At 62.4% G+C, this 25062-nt stretch carries 20 protein-coding genes and 2 pseudogenes; 13 read left to right on the forward strand and 9 right to left on the reverse strand.

Annotated features, from left to right (window positions below; all coding sequences use genetic code 11):
- Positions 1–21 precede the first annotated feature (21 nt).
- The 11 genes and pseudogenes from hisI to NY023_RS25480 all read left to right on the forward strand — a co-directional run bounded on the left by hisI (position 22) and on the right by NY023_RS25480 (position 8394).
- The gene (hisI, locus tag NY023_RS25440; protein ID WP_013974544.1) at positions 22–414 is read left to right on the forward strand and encodes a phosphoribosyl-AMP cyclohydrolase; all 393 of its coding nucleotides are present in this window, start codon (positions 22–24) and stop codon (positions 412–414) included.
- Position 415: 1 nt separating this feature from the next.
- Positions 416–751, forward strand: a complete 336-nt coding sequence (locus NY023_RS25445; protein WP_013974545.1) for a phosphoribosyl-ATP diphosphatase — start codon at positions 416–418, stop codon at positions 749–751.
- A gap of 172 nt (positions 752–923) precedes the next feature.
- Positions 924–1196, forward strand: a complete 273-nt coding sequence (locus NY023_RS25450) for a twin-arginine translocase TatA/TatE family subunit (RefSeq protein ID WP_003259853.1) — start codon at positions 924–926, stop codon at positions 1194–1196.
- A 3-nt stretch (positions 1197–1199) separates the two neighbouring features.
- Positions 1200–1577: a Sec-independent protein translocase protein TatB gene (tatB, locus tag NY023_RS25455; protein ID WP_003259854.1), complete on the forward strand. Its 378-nt coding sequence runs from the start codon at positions 1200–1202 to the stop codon at positions 1575–1577.
- A complete protein-coding gene (tatC, locus tag NY023_RS25460; protein WP_013974546.1) occupies positions 1574–2362 on the forward strand; it encodes a twin-arginine translocase subunit TatC in 789 nt (262 codons plus the stop codon). Before tatB ends, tatC begins: the two co-directional genes overlap by 4 nt.
- Positions 2359–3066: a 16S rRNA (uracil(1498)-N(3))-methyltransferase gene (locus NY023_RS25465; RefSeq protein WP_013974547.1), complete on the forward strand. Its 708-nt coding sequence runs from the start codon at positions 2359–2361 to the stop codon at positions 3064–3066. Before tatC ends, NY023_RS25465 begins: the two co-directional genes overlap by 4 nt.
- A gap of 217 nt (positions 3067–3283) precedes the next feature.
- Positions 3284–4228, forward strand: a pseudogene (locus NY023_RS27860) (methyl-accepting chemotaxis protein); the annotation flags it as partial.
- A gap of 141 nt (positions 4229–4369) precedes the next feature.
- Positions 4370–5083 (forward strand): methyl-accepting chemotaxis protein, encoded by a 714-nt coding sequence (locus NY023_RS27865; RefSeq protein ID WP_405047450.1) that lies wholly within the window; start codon positions 4370–4372, stop codon positions 5081–5083.
- A 263-nt stretch (positions 5084–5346) separates the two neighbouring features.
- A pseudogene (locus tag NY023_RS27870) lies at positions 5347–6387 on the forward strand (methyl-accepting chemotaxis protein); the annotation flags it as partial.
- A 198-nt stretch (positions 6388–6585) separates the two neighbouring features.
- Positions 6586–7290 carry a methyl-accepting chemotaxis protein gene (locus tag NY023_RS27875; protein WP_372241080.1) on the forward strand — a complete coding sequence of 235 codons (705 nt, stop codon included), beginning with the start codon at positions 6586–6588 and terminating at the stop codon, positions 7288–7290.
- A gap of 153 nt (positions 7291–7443) precedes the next feature.
- Entirely contained in the window at positions 7444–8394 is a 951-nt protein-coding gene (locus NY023_RS25480; RefSeq protein ID WP_080563828.1) for an RHS repeat-associated core domain-containing protein, read from the forward strand.
- Between the two features lie 116 nt (positions 8395–8510).
- Here NY023_RS25480 and NY023_RS25485 read toward each other — a convergent pair whose 3' ends face one another.
- The 7 genes from NY023_RS25485 to pip form a co-directional block, all read right to left on the reverse strand.
- Positions 8511–9245, reverse strand: coding sequence for an amino acid ABC transporter ATP-binding protein (locus NY023_RS25485; protein WP_013974550.1), 735 nt, complete (start codon positions 9243–9245; stop codon positions 8511–8513).
- Entirely contained in the window at positions 9238–10200 is a 963-nt protein-coding gene (locus tag NY023_RS25490; protein WP_013974551.1) for an amino acid ABC transporter permease, read from the reverse strand. The genes NY023_RS25485 and NY023_RS25490 overlap by 8 nt, the downstream gene beginning before the upstream one ends.
- A gap of 78 nt (positions 10201–10278) precedes the next feature.
- Positions 10279–11076: a transporter substrate-binding domain-containing protein gene (locus tag NY023_RS25495; protein WP_024087841.1), complete on the reverse strand. Its 798-nt coding sequence runs from the start codon at positions 11074–11076 to the stop codon at positions 10279–10281.
- Positions 11077–11329: 253 nt separating this feature from the next.
- Complete coding sequence (mdoH, locus tag NY023_RS25500; RefSeq protein ID WP_013974553.1) at positions 11330–13903, reverse strand: glucans biosynthesis glucosyltransferase MdoH; 2574 nt, start codon at positions 13901–13903, stop codon at positions 11330–11332.
- Positions 13896–15617 (reverse strand): glucan biosynthesis protein G, encoded by a 1722-nt coding sequence (locus tag NY023_RS25505; RefSeq protein ID WP_202945023.1) that lies wholly within the window; start codon positions 15615–15617, stop codon positions 13896–13898. The genes mdoH and NY023_RS25505 overlap by 8 nt, the downstream gene beginning before the upstream one ends.
- Positions 15618–15880: 263 nt before the next feature.
- A complete protein-coding gene (gene dtd / locus NY023_RS25510; RefSeq protein WP_013974555.1) occupies positions 15881–16318 on the reverse strand; it encodes a D-aminoacyl-tRNA deacylase in 438 nt (145 codons plus the stop codon).
- Complete coding sequence (gene pip / locus NY023_RS25515) at positions 16315–17286, reverse strand: prolyl aminopeptidase (RefSeq protein WP_013974556.1); 972 nt, start codon at positions 17284–17286, stop codon at positions 16315–16317. The genes dtd and pip overlap by 4 nt, the downstream gene beginning before the upstream one ends.
- A 170-nt stretch (positions 17287–17456) precedes the next feature.
- Here pip and NY023_RS25520 point away from each other — a divergent pair, with 170 nt between their 5' ends.
- Together NY023_RS25520 and NY023_RS25525 are read left to right on the forward strand one after the other, a co-directional pair.
- Positions 17457–20240, forward strand: coding sequence for a dermonecrotic toxin domain-containing protein (locus NY023_RS25520; RefSeq protein ID WP_238531255.1), 2784 nt, complete (start codon positions 17457–17459; stop codon positions 20238–20240).
- Between the two features lie 1933 nt (positions 20241–22173).
- Positions 22174–22983, forward strand: a complete 810-nt coding sequence (locus NY023_RS25525) for an NEL domain-containing protein (protein ID WP_238531276.1) — start codon at positions 22174–22176, stop codon at positions 22981–22983.
- Positions 22984–23042: 59 nt separating this feature from the next.
- On the opposite strand, the gene hutG is transcribed toward NY023_RS25525, so the two are convergent.
- Positions 23043–23846: an N-formylglutamate deformylase gene (gene hutG, locus NY023_RS25530; RefSeq protein WP_013974557.1), complete on the reverse strand. Its 804-nt coding sequence runs from the start codon at positions 23844–23846 to the stop codon at positions 23043–23045.
- A gap of 10 nt (positions 23847–23856) precedes the next feature.
- On the reverse strand, positions 23857–25062 hold the full coding sequence (gene hutI, locus NY023_RS25535; protein ID WP_013974558.1) for an imidazolonepropionase: 1206 nt from the start codon (positions 25060–25062) through the stop codon (positions 23857–23859).

The raw sequence follows: 25062 nt of genomic DNA on the forward strand, positions 1-25062 counted from the left end.
GGGCCCGCTTTGGAGTCGACGATGAAAGACTGGCTGGACGAGATCAAGTGGAACAGCGAGGGCCTGGTACCGGCGATCGCCCAGGACCACAAGACCGGACGCGTGCTGATGATGGCCTGGATGAACCGCGAATCGCTGGCCCTGACCGCCGCCGAGCAACGCGCCATCTACTGGTCGCGTTCGCGTGGCAAGCTGTGGCGCAAGGGCGAGGAATCCGGGCATGTGCAGAAGCTGCATGAAATGCGCTTGGACTGCGATGCCGACGTGATCATCCTGATGGTCGAGCAACTGGGCCATATCGCCTGCCATACCGGCCGTGAAAGCTGCTTCTACCGCGTCTTCGAAGACGGCCAGTGGAAAACCGTCGACCCGGTCCTGAAAGACCCGGATGCCATCTACAGCGCAGGACACTGACATGAGCGACACCCTGAACCGCCTGGCCGAAGTGCTTGAAGAACGCAAGCAAGCGGCCCCCGACAGCTCCTACGTGGCCAGCCTGTACCACAAGGGCCTGAACAAGATCCTCGAAAAGCTCGGCGAAGAGTCGGTCGAGACGATCATTGCCGCCAAGGATGCCGCGGTCAGCAAGGATTACAGCGATGTCATCTACGAAACCGCCGACCTGTGGTTTCATAGCCTGGTAATGCTCAGCGCGCTGGGCCAGCATCCGCAAGCCGTGCTCGATGAGCTGGAGCGTCGCTTCGGGCTTTCCGGGCATGATGAGAAGGCGGCTCGACAGCCGTCTGCCTGATGTAATTCAAGTGCGCGGGGCCCCCTCTCTTTTTTGTGGGAGCGGGTTCACCCGCGAAGAATGCGACGCGGTGTATGGCACCGGCTAAGCCGGTGTTCGCGGGTGAACCCGCTCCCACAGGGGCCGCGTTGCCAGAACAATTCGCTTTACCTGTAAATTTCAGGAGTACGAAATGGGTATCTTTGACTGGAAACACTGGATCGTCCTGCTGGTGGTCGTGGTCCTGGTGTTCGGTACCAAGAAGCTGAAGAACTTCGGCAGTGACCTGGGTGAGTCGATCAAGGGCTTCCGCAAAGCCATGAGCGACGAAGAGAACAAGCCGGCCGAGCAGACCCCGCCGCCTGCCCAACCCGTTCCACCGGTGCAGAACACTGCCCAGCAGAACCAGGGCCACACCATCGAAGGCCAGGCCCAGCCGGTCCAAGAGCCACAGCGGAAAGACTGACCCATGTTCGGCATCAGTTTCAGCGAGCTGCTGCTCGTCGGTCTGGTCGCCCTGCTGGTGCTCGGCCCCGAGCGCCTGCCCGGTGCCGCGCGCACCGCAGGCCTGTGGATCGGCCGGCTCAAGCGCAGTTTCAACAGCATCAAGATGGAAGTGGAGCGCGAAATCGGCGCCGACGAAATCCGCCGCCAGCTGCACAACGAGCACATCCTGCAGATGGAGGAGGAAGCCAAGCGCATCCTCAACCCGATGACGCCGCCGGCGCAGCCGCCTGTCACCACCGCCACCGTTCAGCCCCCCGCCGGGCTCGAAGCCAGGCCGGTCGAGACCGCTGCCGCCCCGGCCACGCCTTCTGAACCGCCTCAACCGCCGCGAGCCCCATGAGCGAAAATCCGGAACACGACCAGCCAATGCCGCTGGTTTCGCACCTGACCGAACTGCGCACCCGCCTGTTGCGCTGCGTTGCCGTCATTTTCCTGATCTTTGCCGGGCTGTTCTCCTTCGCCCAGCAGATCTACACCCTGGTCTCCGCACCGCTGCGCGAGCACTTGCCGGCCAATGCGACGATGATCGCCACCGACGTGGCATCGCCGTTCCTCACGCCGTTCAAGCTGACCATGATCGTCTCGCTGTTCCTGGCGATTCCGTTCATCCTCCAGCAGATCTGGGGCTTCATCGCACCCGGGCTGTACCGCCATGAAAAGCGCATCGCCATTCCGCTGCTGGTGTCGAGCATCTTCCTGTTCTACGCCGGCATGGCCTTCGCCTATTTCCTGGTGTTCCCGCTGATCTTCGGCTTCTTCGCCAGCGCCACGCCGGAAGGCGTGTCGATGATGACCGACATCGCCAGCTACCTCGACTTCGTGATGACGCTGTTCTTCGCCTTTGGCGTGGCCTTCGAAATCCCGGTGGCGGTGGTGCTGCTGGTATGGATCGGCGTGGTCGACGTGAAGTACCTGAAGAAGATTCGCCCCTACGTGATCATCGGCTGCTTCGTGGTCGGCATGGTCCTTACCCCTCCGGACATCTTCTCCCAGACCCTGCTGGCCGTACCCATGTGGCTGCTGTTCGAGATCGGCGTGCTGTGCGGCAGCCTGATCCGCAAGCGCAGCGCCCACGACGAAACCGCCAACGACCACAACGACCAGCCACCAGCGACCCAACCGTGAACCTGTTGCTCCTTGAAGAGGCCGACTTCGTCTCGGCCGACCGCGTCGTCCTCGCAGATCGGCGCTTCACCCACATGCAGGATATCCACCGTGTGGCGGTGGGCGACAACCTGCGCGTTGGCCGTATCAACGGCCTGATGGGCAAGGCCACGGTGCTGCGCCTGGAAAAGCACGAAGCCGAACTGGAAGTCGCCTTTGACCAGCAGCCACCGGCCAAGCTGCCGCTGACCCTGGTGCTGGCCGTACCTCGGCCAAAAATGCTGCGCCGGCTTTTCCAGACCGTGGCCACCCTTGGCGTGCCGCGATTGATCCTGCTGAACAGCTACAAGGTCGAGAAAAGCTTCTGGCAAACACCGTTCCTGCACCCGGACAGCGTTCGCGAGAACCTCATCCTGGGCCTGGAACAAGCCCGCGACACCGTGCTGCCCGAAGTGATCATCGAGAAGCGCTTCAAACCGTTCGTCGAAGACCGCCTGCCGGCCATCGCCGCAGGCACCCTGGGCCTGGTCGGGCACCCCGGCCCCTACCCCGCCTGCCCGCGCGCCGTGGAACAGCCCGTGACCCTGGCCATCGGCCCGGAGGGCGGCTGGATCCCTTACGAAGTCGATCTGCTGGGCAAGGCTGGCCTGGCACCCGTGCAGCTGGGAGACCGCATTTTGCGGGTCGAGACTGCGGTGACAGCACTGCTATCACGAATTTTCTGACACATAAGTCAACTTTCAGCCATAAAGTTTCCCTCCCCCAGGCCGATTGTCTTGGCAACACAACAATTAATCGTGGTGCCAAGCCGCCGGGGAGTCGTACATGTATCAATGGTTCGCCCACTCATTGGGCAATGTGAGTGTCAATCGCAAACTGGGGCTAGGCTTCGGCCTGGTACTGCTGTTGACCCTGGCCATCACCCTGGCCGGCTGGCACGGCATGGACAGCATCATCAACCGTGGCGACAAGCTGGGAAACATCTCTGTCATCCTGCAGTACACCCAGGAACTGCGCATCGCCCGCCAGCATTACCAGCGCCAGCCTGACGAAGCCTCGGTGGCAGAGTTGGAAAAGGCACTGGGCAACCTCGAACGCCAAGTGCAGTTTATGCTCGGGCAGATCGAGCAGCCCGTTGACAGACAGCGCCTTGAGCAGCAGCGCGAGGCCGTGCGCGGCTACCAGCAGGCATTCAACGACCTGAAACAGGCCGGCCAGCGCCGCGAGGCCAGCCGCGCCGTACTTGGCGACACTGCCGATAAGGCCGCGGAGCTGATTGGCCGGGTGCAACGCGGCCTGCTGCAGGGAGGCGATATCAGCCAGTACCAGCACGCAGTGGAAGTCAGCGCCCTTTTGCAGCAGGCGCGCTTCCAGGTACGCGGCTACACCTACAGCGGCAACGCCGACTATCAGCAAACGGCGCTGAAAGCTATCGACCAGGCCTTGGCCGAACTGCGCGCGCTACCGGCCAAAGTGCCGGCGGAGCATGCTGCCAGCCTGGACGATGCCACCACCGCCCTGGCAGGCTACCGCGACGCGGTCACCCAGTTCGGCAGTGCCCAGGTCGCCAGTGAGCAGGCCCTGCAGAGCATGGTCGAGCACGGCACGGTACTGCTGGAGACCAGCCAGGCGATGACCACCTCACAAACCGCCGTGCGCGACGCCGGGGCGGCCCAAGCCAAGACCGTGCTCGCCGTGGCCACCGTGCTGGCGCTGGCTCTCGGCCTGCTGGCGGCCTGGGCCATCACCCGGCAGATCATCGTCCCGCTGCGCCAGACCTTGCACGCCGCCGAGCGCGTGGCCAGTGGCGACCTGACCCTGAGCCTGCAGGTACAACGTCGCGATGAACTGGGCCAGTTGCAGGCCAGCATGCAGCGCATGACCCAGGGCCTGCGCGAACTGATCAGCGGCATCGGTGATGGTGTGACGCAGATCGCCAGTGCTGCCGAGGAGCTGTCGGCGGTGACCGAGCAGACCAGTGCCGGAGTCAACAACCAGAAGGTCGAGACCGATCAGGTGGCAACCGCCATGAACCAGATGACCACCACCGTGCATGAGGTGGCGCGCAATGCCGAGCAGGCCTCGGAAGCTGCGTTGATGGCCGATCAGCAAGCCCGCGAAGGCGACCGTGTGGTGGGCGAGGCAGTGGCGCAGATCGAGCGCCTGGCCGGCGAAGTGGTCAACTCCAGCGAAGCGATGAACCAGCTCAAGGCCGAAAGCGACAAGATCGGCAGCGTGCTCGACGTGATCAAGTCGGTGGCCCAGCAGACCAACCTGCTGGCCCTCAACGCGGCGATCGAGGCGGCCCGGGCCGGCGAGGCCGGGCGTGGCTTTGCCGTGGTGGCCGATGAGGTGCGCAGCCTGGCGCAGCGCACCCAGCAATCGACCGAAGAGATCGAAGAGCTGATTGCCGGCCTGCAGAGCGGCACCCAGCGCGTGGCCAGCGTGATGGACAGCAGCCGCCAGTTGACCGACAGCAGCGTCGAACTGACCCGCCGCGCCGGCAGCTCGCTGGAAACCATCACCCGGACCGTATCGTCGATCCAGGCCATGAACCAGCAGATTGCCACGGCAGCGGAAGAACAGACGGCCGTGGCAGAAGAGATCAACCGCAGCGTGATGAACGTGCGGGATATTTCTGACCAGACCTCGGCGGCCAGTGAAGAGACGGCCAGTTCCAGCGTGGAGCTGGCGCGGTTGGGTACCCACCTGCAAGGGTTGGTGGGGCGGTTCAGACTCTAGGCTGATGTGTAAGTCGCCTGTACTGGCCTCTTCGCGGGTAGACCCGCTCCCACAGGTACCGCACAGTTCTCAAAATCTGTGCAGTACCTGTAGAAGCGGGTTTACCCGCGAAGAGGCCGGCACAGATGGAATATTCCTACCTGTTGAAGTGAAATTTCCTACCTGATTATCAGGTCAAGTCCTACAGCTCCGCTGCCGATTGGCAAAGGTGTGATGCCAGCAATACGCCTGCATCCTCGCCCCCAATCGCACGGAGATTCCTCATGCTCGGCTACCTCAACCGCAAGCTCGGCAACATCAGTGTCGCCGCCAAGCTCGCCCTCGGCTTTGCCGTAGTCCTGCTGCTTACCCTGGCCACCACCGTCAGTGGCTGGCGTGCACTGGATGACGCCATTGTGCGCTCGCAGCAACTCAGCGAAATCGGCCTGATCAACGACCTGACCAAAGACTTGCGCGCAGAGCGCATCACTTACCGCGTACTCAACGACAACGCCAGCAGAACGCGGATAGCCAACATTCTCGACCAGCTCAACAGCATGCTGAGCACCTTGCAACAACGTAGCAGCGTGGATGAATCCCGGCAGATGCTGACCGAAAAGCTGGCGTTGCTGCAGCGCCTGCGCGGCGATTTCAGCGAGCTGGAGAATACTGTCGCCAAGCGTATCGCCCTGCGCCAGGCCATGCAGGCCCGTGAGCAGAAGCTCACCGAAGTAATCGACGATCTCCAGACCCAGGCCTTGCTGAGGATGCCTGCCAACAGCCAGCAAAGCGGTGTGCTGGGGCTGATGGACACGCTTAGCCGACATATCGACGGTGCCAACCAGCAGAGCCTGGTTCCGGCCTACACCTTCTCCCCTGTGGAAAGCTTCGCCAAGGTCGGCGACAGCTCCCTGGATGCCGCCGCCAGCAGCCTTGCGCAACTGCTCAAAGGCCTTGCTCCACTTGGCTTGCCGCTTGCGCTCACCCAGCAGCCTGGGGAGCAGCTGGCCAACTACCGCGCCAGCCTGGATGAGTATCGTCGGGCTGCGGTGCGTGTCGAACAGCTGCAAAACAATATGGAGAACATGGGCAACGAGCTGCGTGCGGTAAGCCTGGAACTTGGCAAACGCAAGATCGAGCAGCGCGACAGGGAGGCCCTTGAGGCCCGCTCACTGCTGACCACTGTAGCCCTGCTGGCGTTGGCCGTAGGCGTCCTGTCGGGCTGGCTGATCACTTTGCAAATCACCCAGCCGCTGCGTCAGACCCTGGCCGTGGCCGGGCGCATCGCCAAGGGCGACCTGAGCCAGGTCGAACCGGTGCAACGCCGCGACGAGATGGGCCAGTTGCAAACCAGCATGCGCGAAATGACCTTGAGCCTGCGCGAGCTGATCGGTGGCATCGACCAGGGCGTCAGCCACCTGTCACAGGCCGCCACACAGCTGGCGGCCAGTAGCGAAGACACCAAGCTGCGCATCAACCAGCAACGCGAGGAAACCGATCAGGTGGCCACGGCCATGAACCAGATGAGCGCCACCGTGCAGGAAGTGGCGCAGAACGCCGAACAGGCCTCGCTGGCGGCGACCAACGCCGACCAGCAGGCACAGATCGGCGACCAAGTGGTGGCCGAAGCTATTGGCCGTATCGAACAGCTGGCCGGGCAGATGGACCATTGCCTGGCGGCCATGCAGCACCTGGCGGGCGAGAGCCAGCGCATTGGCAGCATCCTCGATGTGATCAAGTCAGTGTCCGAGCAGACCAACCTGCTGGCCCTGAACGCGGCGATCGAAGCGGCACGGGCGGGTGAAGCCGGGCGTGGTTTTGCCGTGGTGGCCGATGAAGTGCGCGGTCTGGCCCAGCGCACCTCGACGGCGACCGAGGAAATCGGCCAACTGATCGACAGCCTGCACAACGGCACCGACGAAGTGACCCGCCTGCTGGACAACAGCAAGAACCTGACCGAGCAGAGTGTGGAGCTGAGCCGCAAGGCTGGGCATGCGTTGAGCCAGATCACCGACACGGTGTCCAGCATCCAGGGCATGAACCAGCAAATTGCCACGGCCAGCGAAGAGCAGAGCGTGGTCGCCGAGCAGATCAACCGCAGTGTGCTGAATGTGCGCGATGTGTCGGATCAGACCAGTGCGGCCAGTGAGCAAACGGCGACTTCGAGTGGGGAACTGGAGCAGTTGGGGCAGCAGTTGCGGGGGATGGTGGGGCGGTTCAATATTTGAGTTTGCCGGGGCTGCTCTGCAGCCCCTCAACCGTTCAACCAGGGCTTGGGTATAAAGAATTAACTGAGCACACCAACCTAGCATTTTTGCCAGTTGTTGGGGCTGCCTTGCTGCCCGCACCCTTGAGGCCATGATTCAATAGGGAGTCATCTCATGGGTAATCGTCAATTACGCTTTTATGAACATGATCGGCTCGCCTCTATTGGAGTGCCCGGCAACCCAGTAAGAATAATGTACGCGGCCGGCAGCCCGATATGCCAGCTAGGGGGCTCATCCTTTGCCGAGGGCAACCTGATTGCTATCGACCAAGCAAACTCCGTCTTGGCTTCGAGCCATAGTTCTGCTGTCAACAGGCTGACATACTGTGCTTATGGATATAACCCCATTGGGCCTTCACCTGTAGCACCAGGTTACAACGGAGAGTATCTTGAGGATTTCGGCGTTTACTTGTTAGGCCGCGGCGAACGAGGATACAGCCCCCGCCTTAGGCGATTTATTTCTTCCGATCGTGCCAGCATCTTCCTGACTGGCAACCTTAATGCATACGCTTACACTGCGGGCGATCCGATTAATTATAACGATCCCTCAGGAAATATCCGCGGACCTATAGCGCGCTACTACGATTGGAAAGCTGGAAAGTCCCTAGTCAAAGCCTCAAAAAATTTGAAAAACCGCATAGACAGCACTCGAAACTTAGAATACAACATCGGCCACGAAAAAAGAAAAGACGCGCAAAGAGCGAGGGACATTAAAACGACTGACATCGCACTTAAGAAAACAGAAACCGAAATGTTAGCGCTCATAGATTCCATGGCGAAAATGGATGGCACAGTAACATACGAGAGCAGCAAGCATGGATTAAAGGCAAGTTATTTGTACGAAGACTACGCCAACCAAGCTGCCAAACTAAAAAGCCTAGAATCCACTTTTGAAGCGCTGAGCACCAAGCGCTCGGAACTAGAGAAAGCAACATCTCAAGTTTCGCGCGCAAAATCGGAATTTGAACAGAATGAATTAGCAATCCAGACAGCCCGCAGCCGTCTAGATTATCTAGAAAAGAAATATCCTCATCTAGCTTCAAAGGCAATAAGAAAAAACCTTTAAGCAACATGCAGCGCAACTTTTCTTTGCCTCCTGCATTCCAAACAACAAATGAGCGAGACAGCCAACCCGCAGGAAGCGAGCTTTGGGGTTGGCTACGCTCTACCGTTCACTACCTGTCACAACACCTGGCGCAGGAACGCCTGCGCACGCGGGTCTTTCGGCGAGGCGAAGAACGCGGCTGGGGCCGAATCTTCCAGCAACTTGCCATGGTCGAAGAACAGCACGCGGTCCGCCACTTCACGGGCAAAGCCCATTTCGTGGGTAACGCAGACCATGGTCATGCCTTCCTGGGCCAAGGTCTTCATCACGTCCAGCACCTCGCCGACCATTTCCGGGTCAAGCGCCGAGGTTGGCTCGTCGAACAGCATCACTTTCGGGTCCATGGCCAGGGCTCGGGCGATCGCCACCCGCTGCTGCTGGCCACCGGACAGGCGCGACGGGTATTCGTTGGCTTTCTGCGCAATGCCTACCTTCTCCAGCAGCGCCCGGGCCTTGGCTTCGCGGTCGGCCTTGTTGCGCTTGCGCACCACCTTCTGTGCCAGGCACAGGTTCTCCAGCACGGTCATGTGCGGGAACAGGTTGAAGTGCTGGAACACCATGCCGACTTCGCGGCGGTAGGCGTTGATGTCGGTCTTCGGGTCGGCCAGTTGCAGGCCGTCGATGGCCACATGGCCTTCGTCGAAATGCTCCAGGCCGTTGAGGCAGCGCAGGAAGGTCGATTTGCCCGAGCCCGACGGGCCGAGCACCACCACCACCTCGCCCTTGGCGACCTGGGTGGTGACGTTATCCACAGCCCGTACCACGTGGCCACGGGTGTCGAAGACTTTCAGCAGGTCACGGACTTCAATCACTTTGCGCAAGCCTCCGCTCGAGCCGGCTGGCCAGGTGCGACAGCGGCAGGTTGATCAGCAGGTACAGGCCTGCCACGCAGAACCAGATCTCGAAGGTCGAGAACGAGGTGGTAATGGCCTCGCGGCCGCTCTTGGTCAGTTCGGTGATGGCGATCACCGACACCAGCGAGGTGTCCTTGACCAGGCTGATGAACTGGCCGGCCAAAGGCGGCAGCACGCGCTTGAAGGCCTGCGGCAGGATGACGTGGCGCATCGACTGGCCTGCGTTCAGGCCCAGCGAGCGGGCCGCTTCGTTCTGGCCCTTGGCAATGGACTGCACGCCGGCACGAACGATTTCGGCCACGTAGGCGCCGGTGAACAGCGCCAGTGCAGCCACCCCGGCAAACTCGCGGGACAGGTTGAGCACGGTACCGATGAAGAAGTAGAAGATGAAGATCTGTACCAGCAGCGGTGTACCGCGCACCAGCTCGACGTACACAGTCGACAGGTCCCGCAGCGTAGGGTTGCTAGACAGGCGGCAGAGGCCGGCGAACAGGCCGATCAACAGGCCCAAGGCACCGGATACCACCGAAATCCAAAGCGTGGTCCACAGGCCCCAGGCCAGCGGGCCGGCCGCCCAGTGACGGGTGACGCCAATCTGGTCGCCTTCGGAAACATCGTCGCCGCGGGCCAGCTGCAGGCTGTCCTTGGCCACATCGAGCACCTGCTCGGCACCGTTCTCGTCCTTCAGCGTGACACGGGCATTATCGCCAGAGATGACGATGTCCTGCACGGTGCCGTAACCGGCGGCGCGCTGTGCTTCCTCGGCCTTGTAGGCGAAGTACTGCGGTACGCGGTTCCAGCGCCACTCGTAGGAAATCATCGAGGTGGCCATGTACAGGCTGAACGCCAGGCCCACCAGGACCAGGGCAGTCAAACCGTGCCAGGGCCACTGGGCTTTCTTGTGTTTGATCACGTGGGGTACTTCCGTAAATGCGAACGCGCAGGGTTTGCCTGCGCGTCGGGGTCATAAAGCCGGCTTGTGGCCTGGGCCTTATTCCATTTCCTTCAGCCAGTCCTTGTTCTTGAACCACTTGTCGTGAATACGATCGTAGGTCCCGTCATGCTTGATCTGGTGCAGGAAGTTGTTGATGAAGTTGATGCTGTCGTAGTCGCCTTTCTTCAGGCCGAAGGCCAGCGGCTCGTAGGTGAAGGGTTCTTCGAGGAACAGCAGCTTGCCGGCACCGGCCTTGTCCACTGCCACCACGTTGTACGGCGCGTCGTAGACGAAGGCGTCAGCCTTGCCGTTGACCACGTCCATCACCGCTTCCTGCTCGTTGTCGTAGCCGTGGTACTTGGCCTTGGCGATCAGCTTCTTGGAAACCATTTCGCCGGTGGTGCCGAGCTTGGAGGTGATGCGGTACTTCTCGTTGTTCAGGTCCTTGTACGACTTGATCTCGCCCGCCAGTTCCTTGCGGATCAGCAGGGTCTGGCCGACCACGATGAAGGGTTCGCTGAAGTTCAGGCGCAGGTTGCGTTCCTGGGTCAGGGTCATGCCGCTACCGATCATGTCGAACTTGTCGGTCAGCAGGGCCGGGATGATGCCGTCATAGGCCGTGGATACCGGCTCGAACTTGACGCCCATGGACTTGGCCATGGCTTTGAGGATATCGACTTCAAAGCCGATGATCTCGCCACGCTTGTTGGTCATCTGGAACGGCATGTAGGTCGGGTCCATGCCCACGCGCAAGGTGCCGCGCTTGACCGCGTCATCGATCGCGCCCGCCTGGGCGGCCGTTACGGCGACCAGGGCGGTGACACCGACCAGCAGTCGCGAAAGGTATTTCTTGATCATCACCAAGTCCCCTAGCAAGAAAAGTAGCGAATCTTATTGTTGGCATGGCCGTCGTGGCCAATGCGTCATATCGGAGAGGGATGCTAACGCATGGCGGCTCGGGGACCTAGAGCCGGGGGGGACTTTGCTGGCCAAAATCGGTGGGAGCCCTGAAAAGCTTCGCGGGCACGCCCGCTCCCACAGGTACAGCGCATGCCTCAAAGGCTGTGAAGTACCCTGTGGGAGCGGGCGTGCCCGCGAATAGGCCCTGTCAGGCGCCGACGAGTGCCGGTTGGCCTTCATTCTCCGGATGCAACGGCAACAGCGGCGAATGCGGGTCGTTCTTGATCGACGCACGCCACACGTCGATCCACGCCGCATTGTGCTCGGCCCAGACCTGCTCGTGCAGGCGGGTCAGCGCCACCGGGTCGCTGAGCAGGGCCAGGCGGGTATTGAGGTCCAGCCCTTTCGGCCCTACCTCCATCGCCTTGGCCACGCGCTCGGCGCGCAGTGCCTCGATCGGCGCTGCCTGACCATGACGGGCAGTGGCCATGGCGCAGGCCAAGGCGTTCTGCCGCGGGTCGACCACAGCCCGTACGAAGCCGTCATGCAGGGCATGCCAGCGGTTTTCGTGGGTGTACTGGTCGGTGGCCAGCAGCTCCTGCGGAGTGGCGTATTCCTCGGGGATGAGGAACAGCTTCTCGTCCTTGGCCGCCAGGCCCAGGCGGGTACGGCTGGAGATCACCGAAACCGGGATCGACAGCACCAGCGAACCAACGATTGGCGCCAGCCACCACAGGAAGCTCGGGTTCAGCCAGGCCACCAGCGCCGCCCAGGCAATACCCAGCAGGGTCTGCGGGCCATGGCGGCGCACCGCTTCGCTCCACGGCGTGGAGTCGTCGTCACGCTGCGGCGAGTTCCAGGTCGCGGCCCAGCCGAGGAATGCGGCCAGCACGAAGCGGGTGTGGAAGATCATGCGCACCGGTGCCAGCAGCATGGAGAACAGCATCTCCATCAGCATCGACAGGGTGACCTTGATGCGCCCGCCAAACTCGGTCGCGCCCTTGGCCCAGATCAGGATGACGCTGAGCAGCTTGGGCAGGAACAGCAGCACGATGGTGGTGGAGAACAGCGCCACGGCCTTCTCCGGGTGCCACTGCGGCCACAGCGGGTAGAGCTGGTACGGCTCGATGAAGTACTGCGGCTCCATCAGCGTGTTGGTCGCCAGCAGCGCGGTCGACAGCACCAGGAACAGGAACCACAGCGGTGCCGACAGGTACGACATCACCCCGGTGAGGAACACCGCACGGTGCACCGGGTGCATGCCCTTGACCAGGAACAGGCGGAAGTTCATCAGGTTGCCGTGGCACCAGCGGCGGTCGCGCTTGAGCTCGTCGAGCAGGTTCGGCGGCAGTTCTTCGTAGCTGCCCGGCAGGTCGTAGGCAATCCACACGCCCCAGCCGGCACGGCGCATCAGCGCGGCTTCGACGAAGTCGTGGGAGAGGATTGCACCGGCGAACGCACCCTTGCCCGGCAACGGCGCCAGGGCGCAGTGCTCGATGAACGGCTTCATGCGGATGATCGCGTTGTGGCCCCAGTAGTGCGACTCGCCCAGCTGCCAGAAGTGCAGGCCGGCGGTGAACAGCGGGCCGTACACGCGGGTGGCGAACTGCTGCAGGCGCGCATACAGGGTGTCCATGCCCGAGGCCTTCGGCCCGGTCTGGATGATGCCGGCGTCCGGGTTGGCCTCCATCAGGCGCACCAGGCTGCTCAGGCACTCGCCGCTCATGACGCTGTCGGCGTCGAGCACGACCATGTACTTGTATTCGCCGCCCCAACGACGGCAGAAGTCGTCGAGGTTGCCACTCTTGCGCTTCACCCGGCGCCGACGACGACGGTAGAAGATGCGGCCGAAGCCTTTGGTTTCGCGGCACACGTCCAGCCAGGCCTGTTGCTCGGCAACGGCGATGTCGGTGTCGTTGGTGTCGCTGAGCACAAAGAAGTCGAAGCGATCGAGGTTGCCGCTGGCGGCCACCGACTCGAACGTTGCGCGCAGGCCGGCGAACACGCGCGGCACGTCTTCGTTGCAGATCGGCATCACCAGCGCGGTACGCGCCTCGGGCGCGATCGGCTCGTTGCCTGCACTGCTACCCGAAATCTTGTACTTGTCGCGCCCGGTGAGCAGCTCGAGGAAGCCCATCAGCGCAGTCCAGAAGCCCGCCGATACCCAGCAGAACAGGATGCCGAAGAGAACCAGGATGGACGTCTGCAAGGCATACGGCCAAACCTGCACCACGGTGTCCCACAGCGGCTGGTTGACGACTTCGTCAAAGTCCACGAACGACCAGCCCTGGTACGGCAGGATGCCCTTCATGTACCAGCCGGCAACGATGGTCTGGCCGATCATCAGCGCCAGCAGGATGTAACGGCGGATCGAACCGACCGTACGCCAGCGGGCTGGCGGCAGCTCGCGCTTGGGCGGCTGCGGGGCGTTGGTGCGGCCAGTCATGCGCCGCCACATGCGGATCAGCACGTTGGTACGCCATGGCTCGGGCACGACCTTGGTGCGCTTGATCGGCGGGGCGATCTTCAGGCACAGGCGGCCGCTGCCGTCGACACCAAGCATTTCGGCGTCTTCCAGCTCGGCGGCGCTGCCTACGGTCAGGCGCGGGCCCACCGAGGCCTGCACGGCCTCGGCAGAGCTGGCGGCCGGGTTGGCCGCCAGGCGTTGGTGCAGCTCACTGAATGACGTGCAGCTGGCGAGTTCCGCCCGTTGCTCGTCGCTCAGTGGTAGGTGGGCCAGGTACTCGCGAAGCGATTCCGGCCTTGCGCTTGAGTTACTCATCGGCAGGCAACTGATAGCTCCAGGTCTCGGTCAGCACCTTCTCGGTGGTGGCCGGGGTCCCGTTGGTGGGCGCCGCATCGGCGGCAGGTTGTTCGGCCTTGGCGGCTTTCTCGGCCTTGGCTTGCTTGGCTGCAGCCTTGTCCTGCTTGGCGTCCTTGGCAGGCTTGGCGGCTTCGACCGGCACGTCACGCACAAGCGCGGCACGCATTTCGGTCGATTTGTTGGCTTCCTTGACCTTCAAACGCAGGGTCAGGCGCCAGCCCTTGGTCTCAGGGTTATAGCGCAGGTTGTTCTCGACCACCTCGGCATTGTCGCCCACGCTGATCTGGCTGCGCACGGCGGTGTCTTCCGGCAGGGCGGCCAGCGCCGGGCCGGCGAAGTCGACCAGGAAGGCCACGCTGCCGTCTGGCTGGCGGATCAGGTTGGATTGCTTGACGTCGCCGGTGGAACGCAGGGTCTGCTTGACCCAGCCCAGCTCGGGAGCCTGGAACTTCGGCTCGTCGATGGTCCAGTGCAGGCGGTACGCGTACTCGAATGGCTTGCCTGGCTCAGGCAGCTTTTCCGGGCTCCAGAAGGCCACGATGTTGTCATTGGTCTCGTCGGCAGTCGGGATTTCGACCAGGTCGACGGTGCCCTTGCCCCAGTCCCCCTTCGGCTCGATCCAGGCGCTCGGGCGCTTCTGGTAGTTGTCGTCGAGGTCTTCGTAGTCGCTGAAGGCGCGCTGGCGCTGCATCAGGCCGAAACCACGCGGGTTCTCGACGCTGAAGTTGCTCACGGCCAGGTGTTTCGGGTTGTTCAGCGGGCGCCACAGCCATTCGCCGTTGCCGGCATGGATCGACAGGCCTTCGGAGTCGTGCAGGGCCGGACGGTAGTTGAGGACCTTGGACGGCTGGTTGGGGCCGAACAGGTACATGCTGGTCAGCGGGGCAATGCCCAGGCGGCTGACATGGTCACGCAGGAACACGCGGGACTGCACGTCGACCACGGTATCGTTGCCTGGGCGCAGGGTCAGCTTGTAGGCGCCGGTGGAACGCGGCGAGTCCAGCAGGGCGTAGATGACCAGGTGCTTGTCGGCCGGCTTGGGCTTCTCGACCCAGAACTCGGTAAAGCGCGGGAACTCCTCGCCCGACGGCAGTGCGGTGTCGATGGCCAGGCCACGGGCCGACAGGCCATACACATGGCCCTTGCCGACCACGCGGAAGTAGCTGGCGCCAAGCAGGGTCATGATCTCGTCCTGCTTGTCGGCCTTGTTGATCGGGTACAGCACGCGGAAACCGGCGTAACCCAGGTTCTTGGTGGTTTCCGGGTCGTGTGGCACGTCACCGAACTCGAAACGGCTCGGGTCGTACTTGATTTCCTCGACCTTGGTGGCGGTGACCTCGTTGATCTTCACCGGGGTATCGAAGTGCATGCCCTGGTGATAGAACGACAGCTTGAACGGGGTCTTGTCCTTGGCCCACTCGGCCTTTTCCTGCAGGAAATGAATCTTCTGGTAGTCCGCGAACTTCATGTCGCGGAATACGGCCGGCAGGTTGCTTTTCGGTGCTTCGTACTTCTGGCCGGCCAGATCCTTTGCCTTGGCTGCAACATCGTCAAGATTGAATGCCCACAGCTGGCCCGCGCTCATCAGGCCGACCAGTGCAACACTGGCCATCAGGCCCTTGCGCAGCCCGGTACCGGGGATTCTTGATGCTTTTTGGGGACTAACAATCACGAGCAACCCTCGCCGAAAACAGATCATGAAACCAACGGCCAGCGACAAATGCCGGGTTGGCGAGCACTGTTCGGACCCCGTGAGGGCGTAATGATTCCCCAAACGGATCCAGACAATACTCGAGTCAGAGTGAAACGAACCTGCGAACGCAGGTCCATGCAGCGCGCGATTATCCAGCAGGTCGCGTGACAACGCATCAGGCTGGAACAACTATTTATCGTACAAAACCCCTTGTTTTCCTGTGAACAAGGGGTTTTTTAACCTCATATTTGTAACATAAATGTTACGGGGCCATCATTGACCAGGTGCACCTGCATGTCTGCGCCGAATTGCCCGCTTGCCACATCAGCGTGCCGGGCCTTCGCCTGCTGCAAAAGATAGTCGAACAACTCGGCGCCGAGGGCCGGTGGCGCTGCCGTCGAGAAGCTCGGGCGCATGCCGTTGCGGGTGTCTGCCGCCAGGGTGAATTGCGACACCAGCAACAAACCTCCCCCGACATCCTTGAGCGACAGGTTCATCTTGCCCTGCTCGTCGCTGAACACCCGGTAGTTCAACAACTTGTGCAACAGCTTGTCGGCCTGCTCACGGGAATCTTCAGGCTCGACGGCCACCAGCACCAGCAAACCCTGGTCGATGGCACCCACTACCTCCCCCGCTACTTCCACCCGCGCACCACGCACGCGCTGCAGCAGGCCCCTCATGCTTCTTCCAGGGGCAGGTCGAGCAGGCGCCGGGCCATCTGGTCGGCGGCACGCACCAGGGCATCGGTGATGCCCGGCTCGGAAGCCGCGTGGCCAGCGTCACGGATCACCTTCAGTTCGCTGTTCGGCCAGGCCTGGTGCAGCGCCCAGGCGTTGTCCAGCGGGCAGATCACATCATAGCGGCCATGCACGATCACGGCCGGCAGGTGGGCGATCTTCGGCAGGTCGCGGATCAGCTGGTCCGGCTCGAGGAAGGCGTTGTTCATGAAGTAGTGGCATTCGATACGGGCGATCGACAGTGCACGCTGCGGCTCGGAGAAGCGGTCGACCACCAGCGGATTGGGGCGCAGGGTGGCGGTACGGCCTTCCCAGGTGGACCAGGCCTTGGCCGCGTGCATCTGGGCAATCTGGTCGTTGCCGGTCAGGCGCTTGTGGAAGGCCGTGACCAGGTCACCGCGCTCCTCCGGCGGGATCGGCGCGATGTAGTCCTGCCAGTAATCGGGGAACAGGCGGCTGGCGCCTTCCTGGTAGAACCATTGGATTTCCTGGGGCCTGCACAGGAAGATGCCGCGCAGGATCAGGCCATGCACCCGCTCGGGGTGGGTCTGGGCGTAGGCCAGCGCCAGGGTGGAGCCCCACGAGCCGCCGAACAGCACCCACTTGTCGATGCCAAGGTGCTCGCGGATGCGCTCGAGGTCCTCGACCAGGTGCCAGGTGGTGTTGTTCTCCAGGCTCGCGTGCGGCGTGGAACGGCCACAGCCGCGCTGGTCGAAGGTGATGATGCGGTACAGGGTCGGGTCGAAGTAGCAGCGGCTCTGGGCGTCGCAACCGGCTCCCGGGCCGCCGTGGATGAATACCACCGGCAGACCTTCTGGCGAGCCGCTTTCGTCGACATACAGCACATGCGGCGCTTCCACGGCCAGATCGTGCCGGGCGTAGGGTTTGATCTGCGGGTACAGGGTCTGCATTGCGCACTCCGTGTGAGGATTATTCGGCCGTGGGCCATCATAAACCTGAATTGCGCTTTGAGCACTGCCCGCGCTGATGCCGCCGCACCTCGAGGGCACATATATCTACCTCCAGCAGCTCAGACAGGCCCGCGATAGTCCCTCGCCCCAAATCAAGCAAGGGCTTCGCCATGCCAACTGCAGTCACTGCCGTACCTAGTGTTCATTACGCCACCATCGAGCGCAGAATCCCCACCTGGCTCAAGCAGGCTCCGCCAGAAACCCAGAGCGCGATGCGCAACTGGCATCAAGCCCCTGCCTGGCTGTCGACGGCAATCCAGCAACAACCGGAAGTCGCCAAGGCATGGCAGGAAGAGCACGCACGTCACCGCGAGCACCAGGTGCAGGTGCACAAGCTGTTCGAAAAGCTTCCAACCCTGGAAGCGTACGCCACCAAGACACTCACCGAAGCCATCAAGCAGCGATTCAGGCTTGACCTGGACGTGCGCAACACCTACCTCGTCGATGCCCGCCAGATCGAAACGACCAATGCCATCGACAGCCGCCAGGCCGTCGACCGGGCTACACGCTCGCTGCTGCACTGCGCCTTGCACAACTTCGACCAGGATGCCGCTGCCGAACATGGCATGGACGCGCCCGCCTCCCTGCTCAAGAGGTCGGTCATAGTCGATCACCGGCGCTTCATGGGCACCGTGCCGATCAACAATGCACTGGATATCGCCGCCGAAGATTTCGCCGACTTGTGTCGTACGCTGGATATCGGCGGCAAATACCATCAACAGGTACATGCCATCTACTATCCAGCGGCCACGCCGCCACTCGGCGCGGATGAAGCCGCACTGGCCGTTTATGAAACACTGGGGCGTGCAGAGGTATCGGCATTCCGGCAATCACTGCATTTCGCCCGCCTCAAGGGGGATATCAGCGAGGCGCTATATTCCGCCGCTCTTGCCACGCCACTTGACCAGGCGCCATCGCCCTCTTCGCCGGTGACGTTCAGCCTGCTCGACTTGTGGGAAGCCGAGCTGACCGGCGTTGTGCTCATCACCCTGCAAGCTGAAGAGCATCACGCAGTGGCGCTGTACATCCCCGAAGACAGCACCACGCCCCTCAAGGAATTCGCCAGCCAGGAAGCCATGAACGAAGAGTTGCGCGACAGGCTCCAGGCCGATATCGGCTACCTGGACAGGCACCTCGCCGACCGCGACAAGGCGCCGATAACCACCCGTCTGAAGGATCGGCTAATGCCCCTGGCCTGGAGTGCCCGCGGCCTGCATGAGCGTGTTCCGGATCCGCACGCCACCCTGTATCCGGTCAAAAAGCCTTTCAGCCACGCCTTCCAGGGCGTGATGACGTTCCAGAAGACCCAGCGTCATGAGAAGGATGTGCTGTTCCACGCCACGCCAACCGAAATCGTCGATCGGCGCACCGCCCAAGCCCACCGAGAGCTGATTGCCGGCCGTGTGCTCACGGCCTTGAACATCGCCGGCTTCTTCGTGCCAGGGCTTGGCGAGGCAATGCTTGCTGTTTGCCTGGCCCAGCTGGCCCATGAGGTGTATGAAGGGATCGACGCCTGGGAAAACGACGAACGTGATACTGCCTATGGCTATCTGGTCGATGTGATCGAAAACGTGGCCATCATGGCCGCCCTCAGCGCAGCAGCCAAAGCTTTGAGAGGCTTGCACGGCAGCGAAACCGGCACGTCGCTGGAAGGGCCGGAGATTGAAGAGCCAGAGGATGAGGAGCCAGGGATAACCCGTATTCCGGTAGAAACGCCTTCATTCATCGAAGAACTGGAAGACGTGGAAACATCCGATGGTCAGACGCGGTTGTGGAAACCCGACCTCACGCCCTACCGGAGTCACGAGACGCTGCCCCATGACCTGGTACCGGACGAACTGGGCCTACGGCATCACCAAGGCAAACGCTGGCTGGTACTGCAGGGCAATCAGTACATCGTCAGCCAAACGCCAACGACTGGCGAATATCGTTTGCAACACCCTGCAAGTCCTCGCCGTTACCAGCCGCCAGTGCGGCACAACGGTGCCGGAGCATGGTTGCACGTTACCGATAAGCCACTGAGTTGGTCGGGCATGACACTCCTGCGCCGCATCGGCCACTTGAGTGGGCACTTCGACGAGCCGACGCTGCAACGGATTATCGCCGTCAGCGGCGTACACGAAGACGAGCTGCGCCGCGCCCTGGCCGAAAGCCAGCGGCTGCCGGCCTTGCTGGAAGACACCCTGCAACGTTTCAAGCTGGACGAAACGGTCCGCCAGCTGGCGGACGAGAGCACTCGGCCCGCTGAGTTTGCCAGGGCCTACGCCGGCCTTTCGCGCGACCTGGCGCCGGGCGCCGAGGCCATCCAGAGGGCGTATCCGAAATTGCCGTCAGCAGTCGCCAATGAGCTGGCGCGCGAGGCCAGTGCCAACGAACTGCAGATACTCGACAACGGCAAGGTACCACTGCGCCTTGCCGAAGAGGCCCGCATCTACCAGCAACAAATTCGCCTTGCCCGCGCCTGCGAAGGGCTGTACCTGTCCAGCGTGCCGAACTGGGATAGCGACCTGTTGATCGTGCATACGCTCGAACGCTTGCCAGGCTGGCCTGCACAGACCAGGCTCCGGCTGCTCCAGCGCATGTCCTGGCCGACCCAGGATCATGCCATAGGCACACTGGACACCCGCCCATTCAAGACCATCACCCATGCCCAGGCATGGGTACATCGTCCACGACGAAAGCCTGCCCAGCGCGGCGGTCAAGGTGTATTCAAGCCTTTACGCTGCATTGTACGAGGCACTGCCAGCGGCCATGGCAAGCATGGACGTCGCCGATCAGCAAGCGCTGCAGCGCCTTGTACAGGAAAGCCCGTTGCTGCCTCGCCCGGCCTTGAGGGTGCTGCTGGGCATGCAGCCCGTACGCCCAGGCTACCGTTCTCCCATGCGCCTGGCTGATGGCCGCCTGGGCTACCCACTCAGTGGCGGCGGCCCGGCCACCCATGGCATCACCCGCCAGCAGCTGTTCGAAGCTATCGAAGCCACAGGGCTCGCCGAACGCACCGGCCGCTCGGCGGCTCAGGTTCTGCAGGCACTTGCCAGCCGCGGCCGTACGCAACTGCAGATATTCGAACATTTGCAGACACTACTGGAGCAGCGCAACGAGCTGCAAAGCAGCCTGGACGATTGGAGTGAAGCCATTTCGCCGGCAAGCGACCAAGCAGCACAGGACTACGACAGCCTGCGTGACTCGATCATGCAACACTGGTACGACACTGCGCTGGACGAGAGCACCGGGCCCACCACGGAACTGCGTATCGCCCGCGTCCCCCTTGCCGATGTGCCCCTCACCTTGCCCGCTTTTTTCAACGCACGCGTGCGCAGCCTGAGCCTGATCGACTTACCGTCAGGGTCCTTGGCGGGCTGGGCGCAAAACGAGCGCCTGCTGCAACGCCTGCTCAGGCAGATGCCGCAGATCGAGTCGCTGGAAATCAGCCGTCCGTTTGACCCCAGGGCAACGCCCTCGCCCTTCCTGTTCAGCGTGCCCACCATCACCGAGTGCCTGCCAGGCTTGCAACGACTGGTGCTCACCAACCAGAACATGGCGCTCTCCGAAAGCGACCTGAACCTGCTGTCAGGGCTTCGCCAATTGAGATACCTGGACCTGAGTGGTAACCGGCTGGCGCAGAGCAACAGGCCAAGTTTCCATGAGTTGACCCTGGACTACCTGGGCCTGGACCAGATGCAGCTGGCCCAATGGCCGATCGGGATTGGCAGCGACGCCCTGGCGCGCATTGCCCACCTGTCGTTGCGCCACAACAATCTCAGGTCTTTGCCCTCGTTCCTGCTTCATGAAGCGGACATGCTGACCACCCCACCGGTGATCTCGCTGGAAGGCAACAGCATCAATGAATCTCACCTGCAGCGATTGTTGCTGAACGAGCGCGTCGACACCTCGGGCATCACCACGGACCAGCCAGAGGCAATGTCCGAACAACTCGCACGCATTCGCGATGAGCGACGGCAGATGCGCGATGCGATCGATGGCTGGGCCCAGGCATCCAGTTCGAGCAACCCATTGACCCAGGCCGCACTGACGGACAGGCAACGTATCGCGTCAGCGATCGATCAATTCTGGGAACAACAGGAGCAGGGCCAGTCATACCTGCGCCTGCAACTCGAGGACGTGGCCATCGAGCATTTCCCCAGGCGGCTTCCAGCGTTCTTCGGCGCCCGCGTACACGCGCTCAGCCTGACGCGGTTGCGGGGCAGCGCCTCGCAGCTCGACGAACTACTCAGCCGGTTCCCTAACATCAGCCGGTTGACCATCGATGCACACCAGGCCGCCATGCCCTCGCTGGCATCTGCCCTGGCTCGCCTTCCCCAACTCACCTACCTGGAGTTTCGCAACATGGGGCTGGAGGTCGACCAGGCCATGATGGACATTTTCGCAGGGCTGCGAAACCTGACCTCGCTGGACCTGTCGGGCAACCGTGCAGGCAACATCGACCATGTGCCCGCATCGCTGGCCAGCAACCTGCAGTCACTCGCATTGACCAACATGAACCTCCAAGCCTGGCCCAGCTGGTGTGACAGTTTGCTGCCATTGGAACTTCTGGACCTGAGCTCGAACAACATCACCCAGTTGCCCGAGCACATCCTGACGAACCTGAACAATCCCATGCCAATCTCGTCGATCGCCTTGTTCGACAACCCGCTGCCTCCTGAAACCATCCTGCGGGTACGCAGCTTCTCGGACAGCCAGCACAGCTATTCCTTTGCCCTGGATATCCCCGACGACCTGATGTTCTTCGATACTTCCAGCGAAGGATCTCTCGACCACCTTCACTTCCCACTGCTGGGCGATGATACGCCCAGGCTGAAGGACTGGATGCTGGGTAGCGAAGCACAGAATGCCGCATTGCAGGACTGCTGGGAGCGGCTCGAAGGTAGTGATCTGTTGCGTCTGGTGGGCCGTTTGCACAATGCCGCCCCATACCTTGACCCAAATACGCAAGCCACCTTCTGCGAACGGGTGCGCTTGATGCTGGTGGTGGCTGCAAGCAACGAAACCGAACGCCCGATCATGGAGAGCATCGCCGCAGCGGCATTGCCAGACCCGGTAACCGGCTCGCAGACCTGCCATGACGGAGCGCTGCAGGAGTTCAACAATATTGAACTGTACCTGATGAGCCAACGCCTGTTGGTCGACGCCGGCGATTCCCTGCAAGCACTGCGTCGTCGGCTATTGCAGCTTTTCCGGATCGAACAGCTGGAGCTGCTGGCCAACCAACGGACTGGCCCGGGTGACCTGGTCTCGGTACGTCTGGCCTACCGCCGGGAACTGGCCAGGGAACTGGACCTGCCGATCGCCGATAGCATGCGTTTTCGAGGTGCTGCGAACCTGGCGCGGGACGAGCTATCCAGTGTGCTGGAAAAGGTTCGGAAAAGTGAACTGAGCGATGCACTGGTCGGATACATGCTGGCGAATACGGATTGGACCACGCGTCTGCGAGCCGAATTTGCCGACCGCTTCGCCGAAATAGAAGCACGTTTCCGCCTGCGGGTGCTTGAGCTGGCAAGCAAGGACCACTCGCTTCAGGACGAGTTGAACTTGCAGCAAGGCCTGCAAGATGACAAGGAGCAGGAAGAGAAGGAGCTACTGCGCGAACTTACCATCAAGCAGATCAACAACAACTGAGCAGTAGTGACTGGCGACGCGAACAACCTGCATCGCGTCGCCATTCTTACTGGCGAACTTCACCGCCCGTAATGCGCCTTGCCCCAGTCCAGCACTGCCTGCAGAAGCTGCTTCAACACCTCCTGTGTCGGCCGTGCCAGGTCTTCGCGGTAAGCGAACGGCTCGGCTTCTTCCATGTAAGTGCTCTGCGCCAGCTCCAGCTGCACCGCATGGATGTGGTTGGCCGGATCGCCGTAATGCCGGGTGATATGCCCGCCCTTGAAGCGGCCATTGAGCACGTGGCTGTAACCTTGGGCCTGGGCGCACACCTCTTTCAGCCGTTCGGCCAGGGCCGGGTCGCAGCTGGCGCCGTTGAAGGTACCCAGGTTGAAGTCCGGCAGCTTGCCGTCGAACAGGTGCGGGATCAGCGAACGGATCGAATGGGCGTCCCACAGCAGGGCGTAGCCGAACTGCTCGCGCAGCCGCGCCAGCTCGCGACGAATCGTGTCGTGGTAGGGGCGCCAGATCTGCTCCAGATACTGCTTGCGCTCCTCGCCTGTCGGCACCAGCCCGTCCTTGAACAATGGCTCGCCATCGAACAGCGTGGCCGGGTACAGGCCAGTGGTGGCACCGGCGTACAACGGCTTGTCGTCATCCGGCCGATTCAGGTCGATGACGAAGCGCGAATACTCCGCCGCCACCACGCTGGCGCCCATTTCACGGGCAAAGTCATACAGCCGTGGAATATGCCAGTCGGTGTCCGGCAGGCTGCGCGCCTGGTCGACCAGGCCGTCTCTTACCGCCGGCGACAGTTGCAGGCCGGCATGGGGCATGCTGATCAGCAGCGGCAGGCGCCCCTGGTGAAAACTCAGTACCTTGTCCATCGTGCCTCACTCAGTTGGAAATCTCGTGGCCCTTGCGCACCACGCGCTTGGGCAGGTCGCCGCCCAGCCAGTAGGCCAGGTCGGCGGGGCGTTCGATCTGCCAGGCGACGAAGTCCGCGACCTTGCCCACTTCCAGCGAGCCGTGGCTGTCGCCCAGGCCCAACGCAGTGGCGGCGTGCACGGTGACACCGGCCAGGGCTTCTTCCGGGGTCATGCGGAAGCAGGTGCAGCCCATGTTCAGCATCAGCCGCAGCGACAACCCTGGCGAGGTGCCGGGGTTGAGGTCGCTGGCCAGGGCAATCTTCACGCCGTGGCGGCGCAAGGCGTCCATCGGCGGCAGCTGGGTTTCGCGCAGGAAGTAGAACGCGCCCGGCAGCAGCACGGCGACCGTGCCGGCTTTTGCCATGGCAATGGCGTCTTCCTCGGTCATGAATTCCAGATGGTCAGCCGAAAGCGCCTGGTAGCGCGCAGCCAGGCTGGAGCCGTGCAGCGACGACAACTGTTCGGCGTGCAGCTTGACCGGCAGGCCCAGCTCGCGCGCCTTGATGAACAGCCGCTCGACCTGGGCCGGGGAGAACGCCAGGTGTTCGCAGAAGGCATCCACTGCGTCCACCAGGCCTTCGGCGGCCAGGGCCGGCAGCATTTCATCGCAGATGTGCGCGATGTAGTCGTCAGCCCGGCCGACGTATTCCGGCGGCAAGGCATGGGCTGCCAGGCAGGTGGCGCGCACCGCCAGAGGCAACTCGTCGGCCAGGCGCCGGGCCACACGCAGCATCTTGCGCTCGTTGGCCAGGTCCAGGCCGTAGCCTGACTTGACCTCGATGGTGGTCACGCCATCGCGCATCAACGCCTGGACCCGCTGGCGAGCACTGGCGAACAGCTCGTCCTCGCTGGCCGCACGGGTGGCCCGCACGGTGCTGGCGATGCCACCGCCCTGTGCGGCGATTTCGGCATAGCTCACACCCTGCAGGCGCTGCTCGAACTCACCGCTGCGGTTGCCACCGAACACCGCGTGGGTGTGGCAGTCGATCAGCCCCGGGGTGACCCAGGCGCCGCCCAGGTCCACCGTACGCTCGGCATCGACCGACGCCAGCTCGACGCGTGGGCCGATCCACTCGATCAGCCCGGCGTTGGTGACGATGGCCGCGTCCTCGATGGCCGAGTAACGGCCCTCGGCCATGGTTGCCACATGGCAGTGCTGCCAGACGGTTCTCAT

This window comes from Pseudomonas sp. NBB, from assembly GCF_032701105.1.
In the GTDB taxonomy this organism is placed as follows: Bacteria; Pseudomonadota; Gammaproteobacteria; order Pseudomonadales; family Pseudomonadaceae; genus Aquipseudomonas; species Aquipseudomonas asiatica.

Coding starts and splice junctions, on each gene's coding strand:
- hisI (WP_013974544.1), top strand. CDS start 22: ATGAAAGACTGGCTGGACGAGATCAAGTGGAACAGCGAGGGCCTGGTA.
- NY023_RS25520 (WP_238531255.1), top strand. CDS start 17,457: ATGCCAACTGCAGTCACTGCCGTACCTAGTGTTCATTACGCCACCATC.
- hutG (WP_013974557.1), bottom strand. CDS start 23,846: ATGGACAAGGTACTGAGTTTTCACCAGGGGCGCCTGCCGCTGCTGATC.
- tatB (WP_003259854.1), top strand. CDS start 1,200: ATGTTCGGCATCAGTTTCAGCGAGCTGCTGCTCGTCGGTCTGGTCGCC.
- NY023_RS25480 (WP_080563828.1), top strand. CDS start 7,444: ATGGGTAATCGTCAATTACGCTTTTATGAACATGATCGGCTCGCCTCT.
- NY023_RS25450 (WP_003259853.1), top strand. CDS start 924: ATGGGTATCTTTGACTGGAAACACTGGATCGTCCTGCTGGTGGTCGTG.
- pip (WP_013974556.1), bottom strand. CDS start 17,286: ATGCAGACCCTGTACCCGCAGATCAAACCCTACGCCCGGCACGATCTG.
- tatC (WP_013974546.1), top strand. CDS start 1,574: ATGAGCGAAAATCCGGAACACGACCAGCCAATGCCGCTGGTTTCGCAC.
- NY023_RS27875 (WP_372241080.1), top strand. CDS start 6,586: ATGAGCGCCACCGTGCAGGAAGTGGCGCAGAACGCCGAACAGGCCTCG.
- NY023_RS25445 (WP_013974545.1), top strand. CDS start 416: ATGAGCGACACCCTGAACCGCCTGGCCGAAGTGCTTGAAGAACGCAAG.
- NY023_RS25525 (WP_238531276.1), top strand. CDS start 22,174: ATGCTGGGTAGCGAAGCACAGAATGCCGCATTGCAGGACTGCTGGGAG.
- dtd (WP_013974555.1), bottom strand. CDS start 16,318: ATGAGGGGCCTGCTGCAGCGCGTGCGTGGTGCGCGGGTGGAAGTAGCG.
- hutI (WP_013974558.1), bottom strand. CDS start 25,062: ATGAGAACCGTCTGGCAGCACTGCCATGTGGCAACCATGGCCGAGGGC.
- mdoH (WP_013974553.1), bottom strand. CDS start 13,903: ATGAGTAACTCAAGCGCAAGGCCGGAATCGCTTCGCGAGTACCTGGCC.
- NY023_RS27865 (WP_405047450.1), top strand. CDS start 4,370: ATGAACCAGATGACCACCACCGTGCATGAGGTGGCGCGCAATGCCGAG.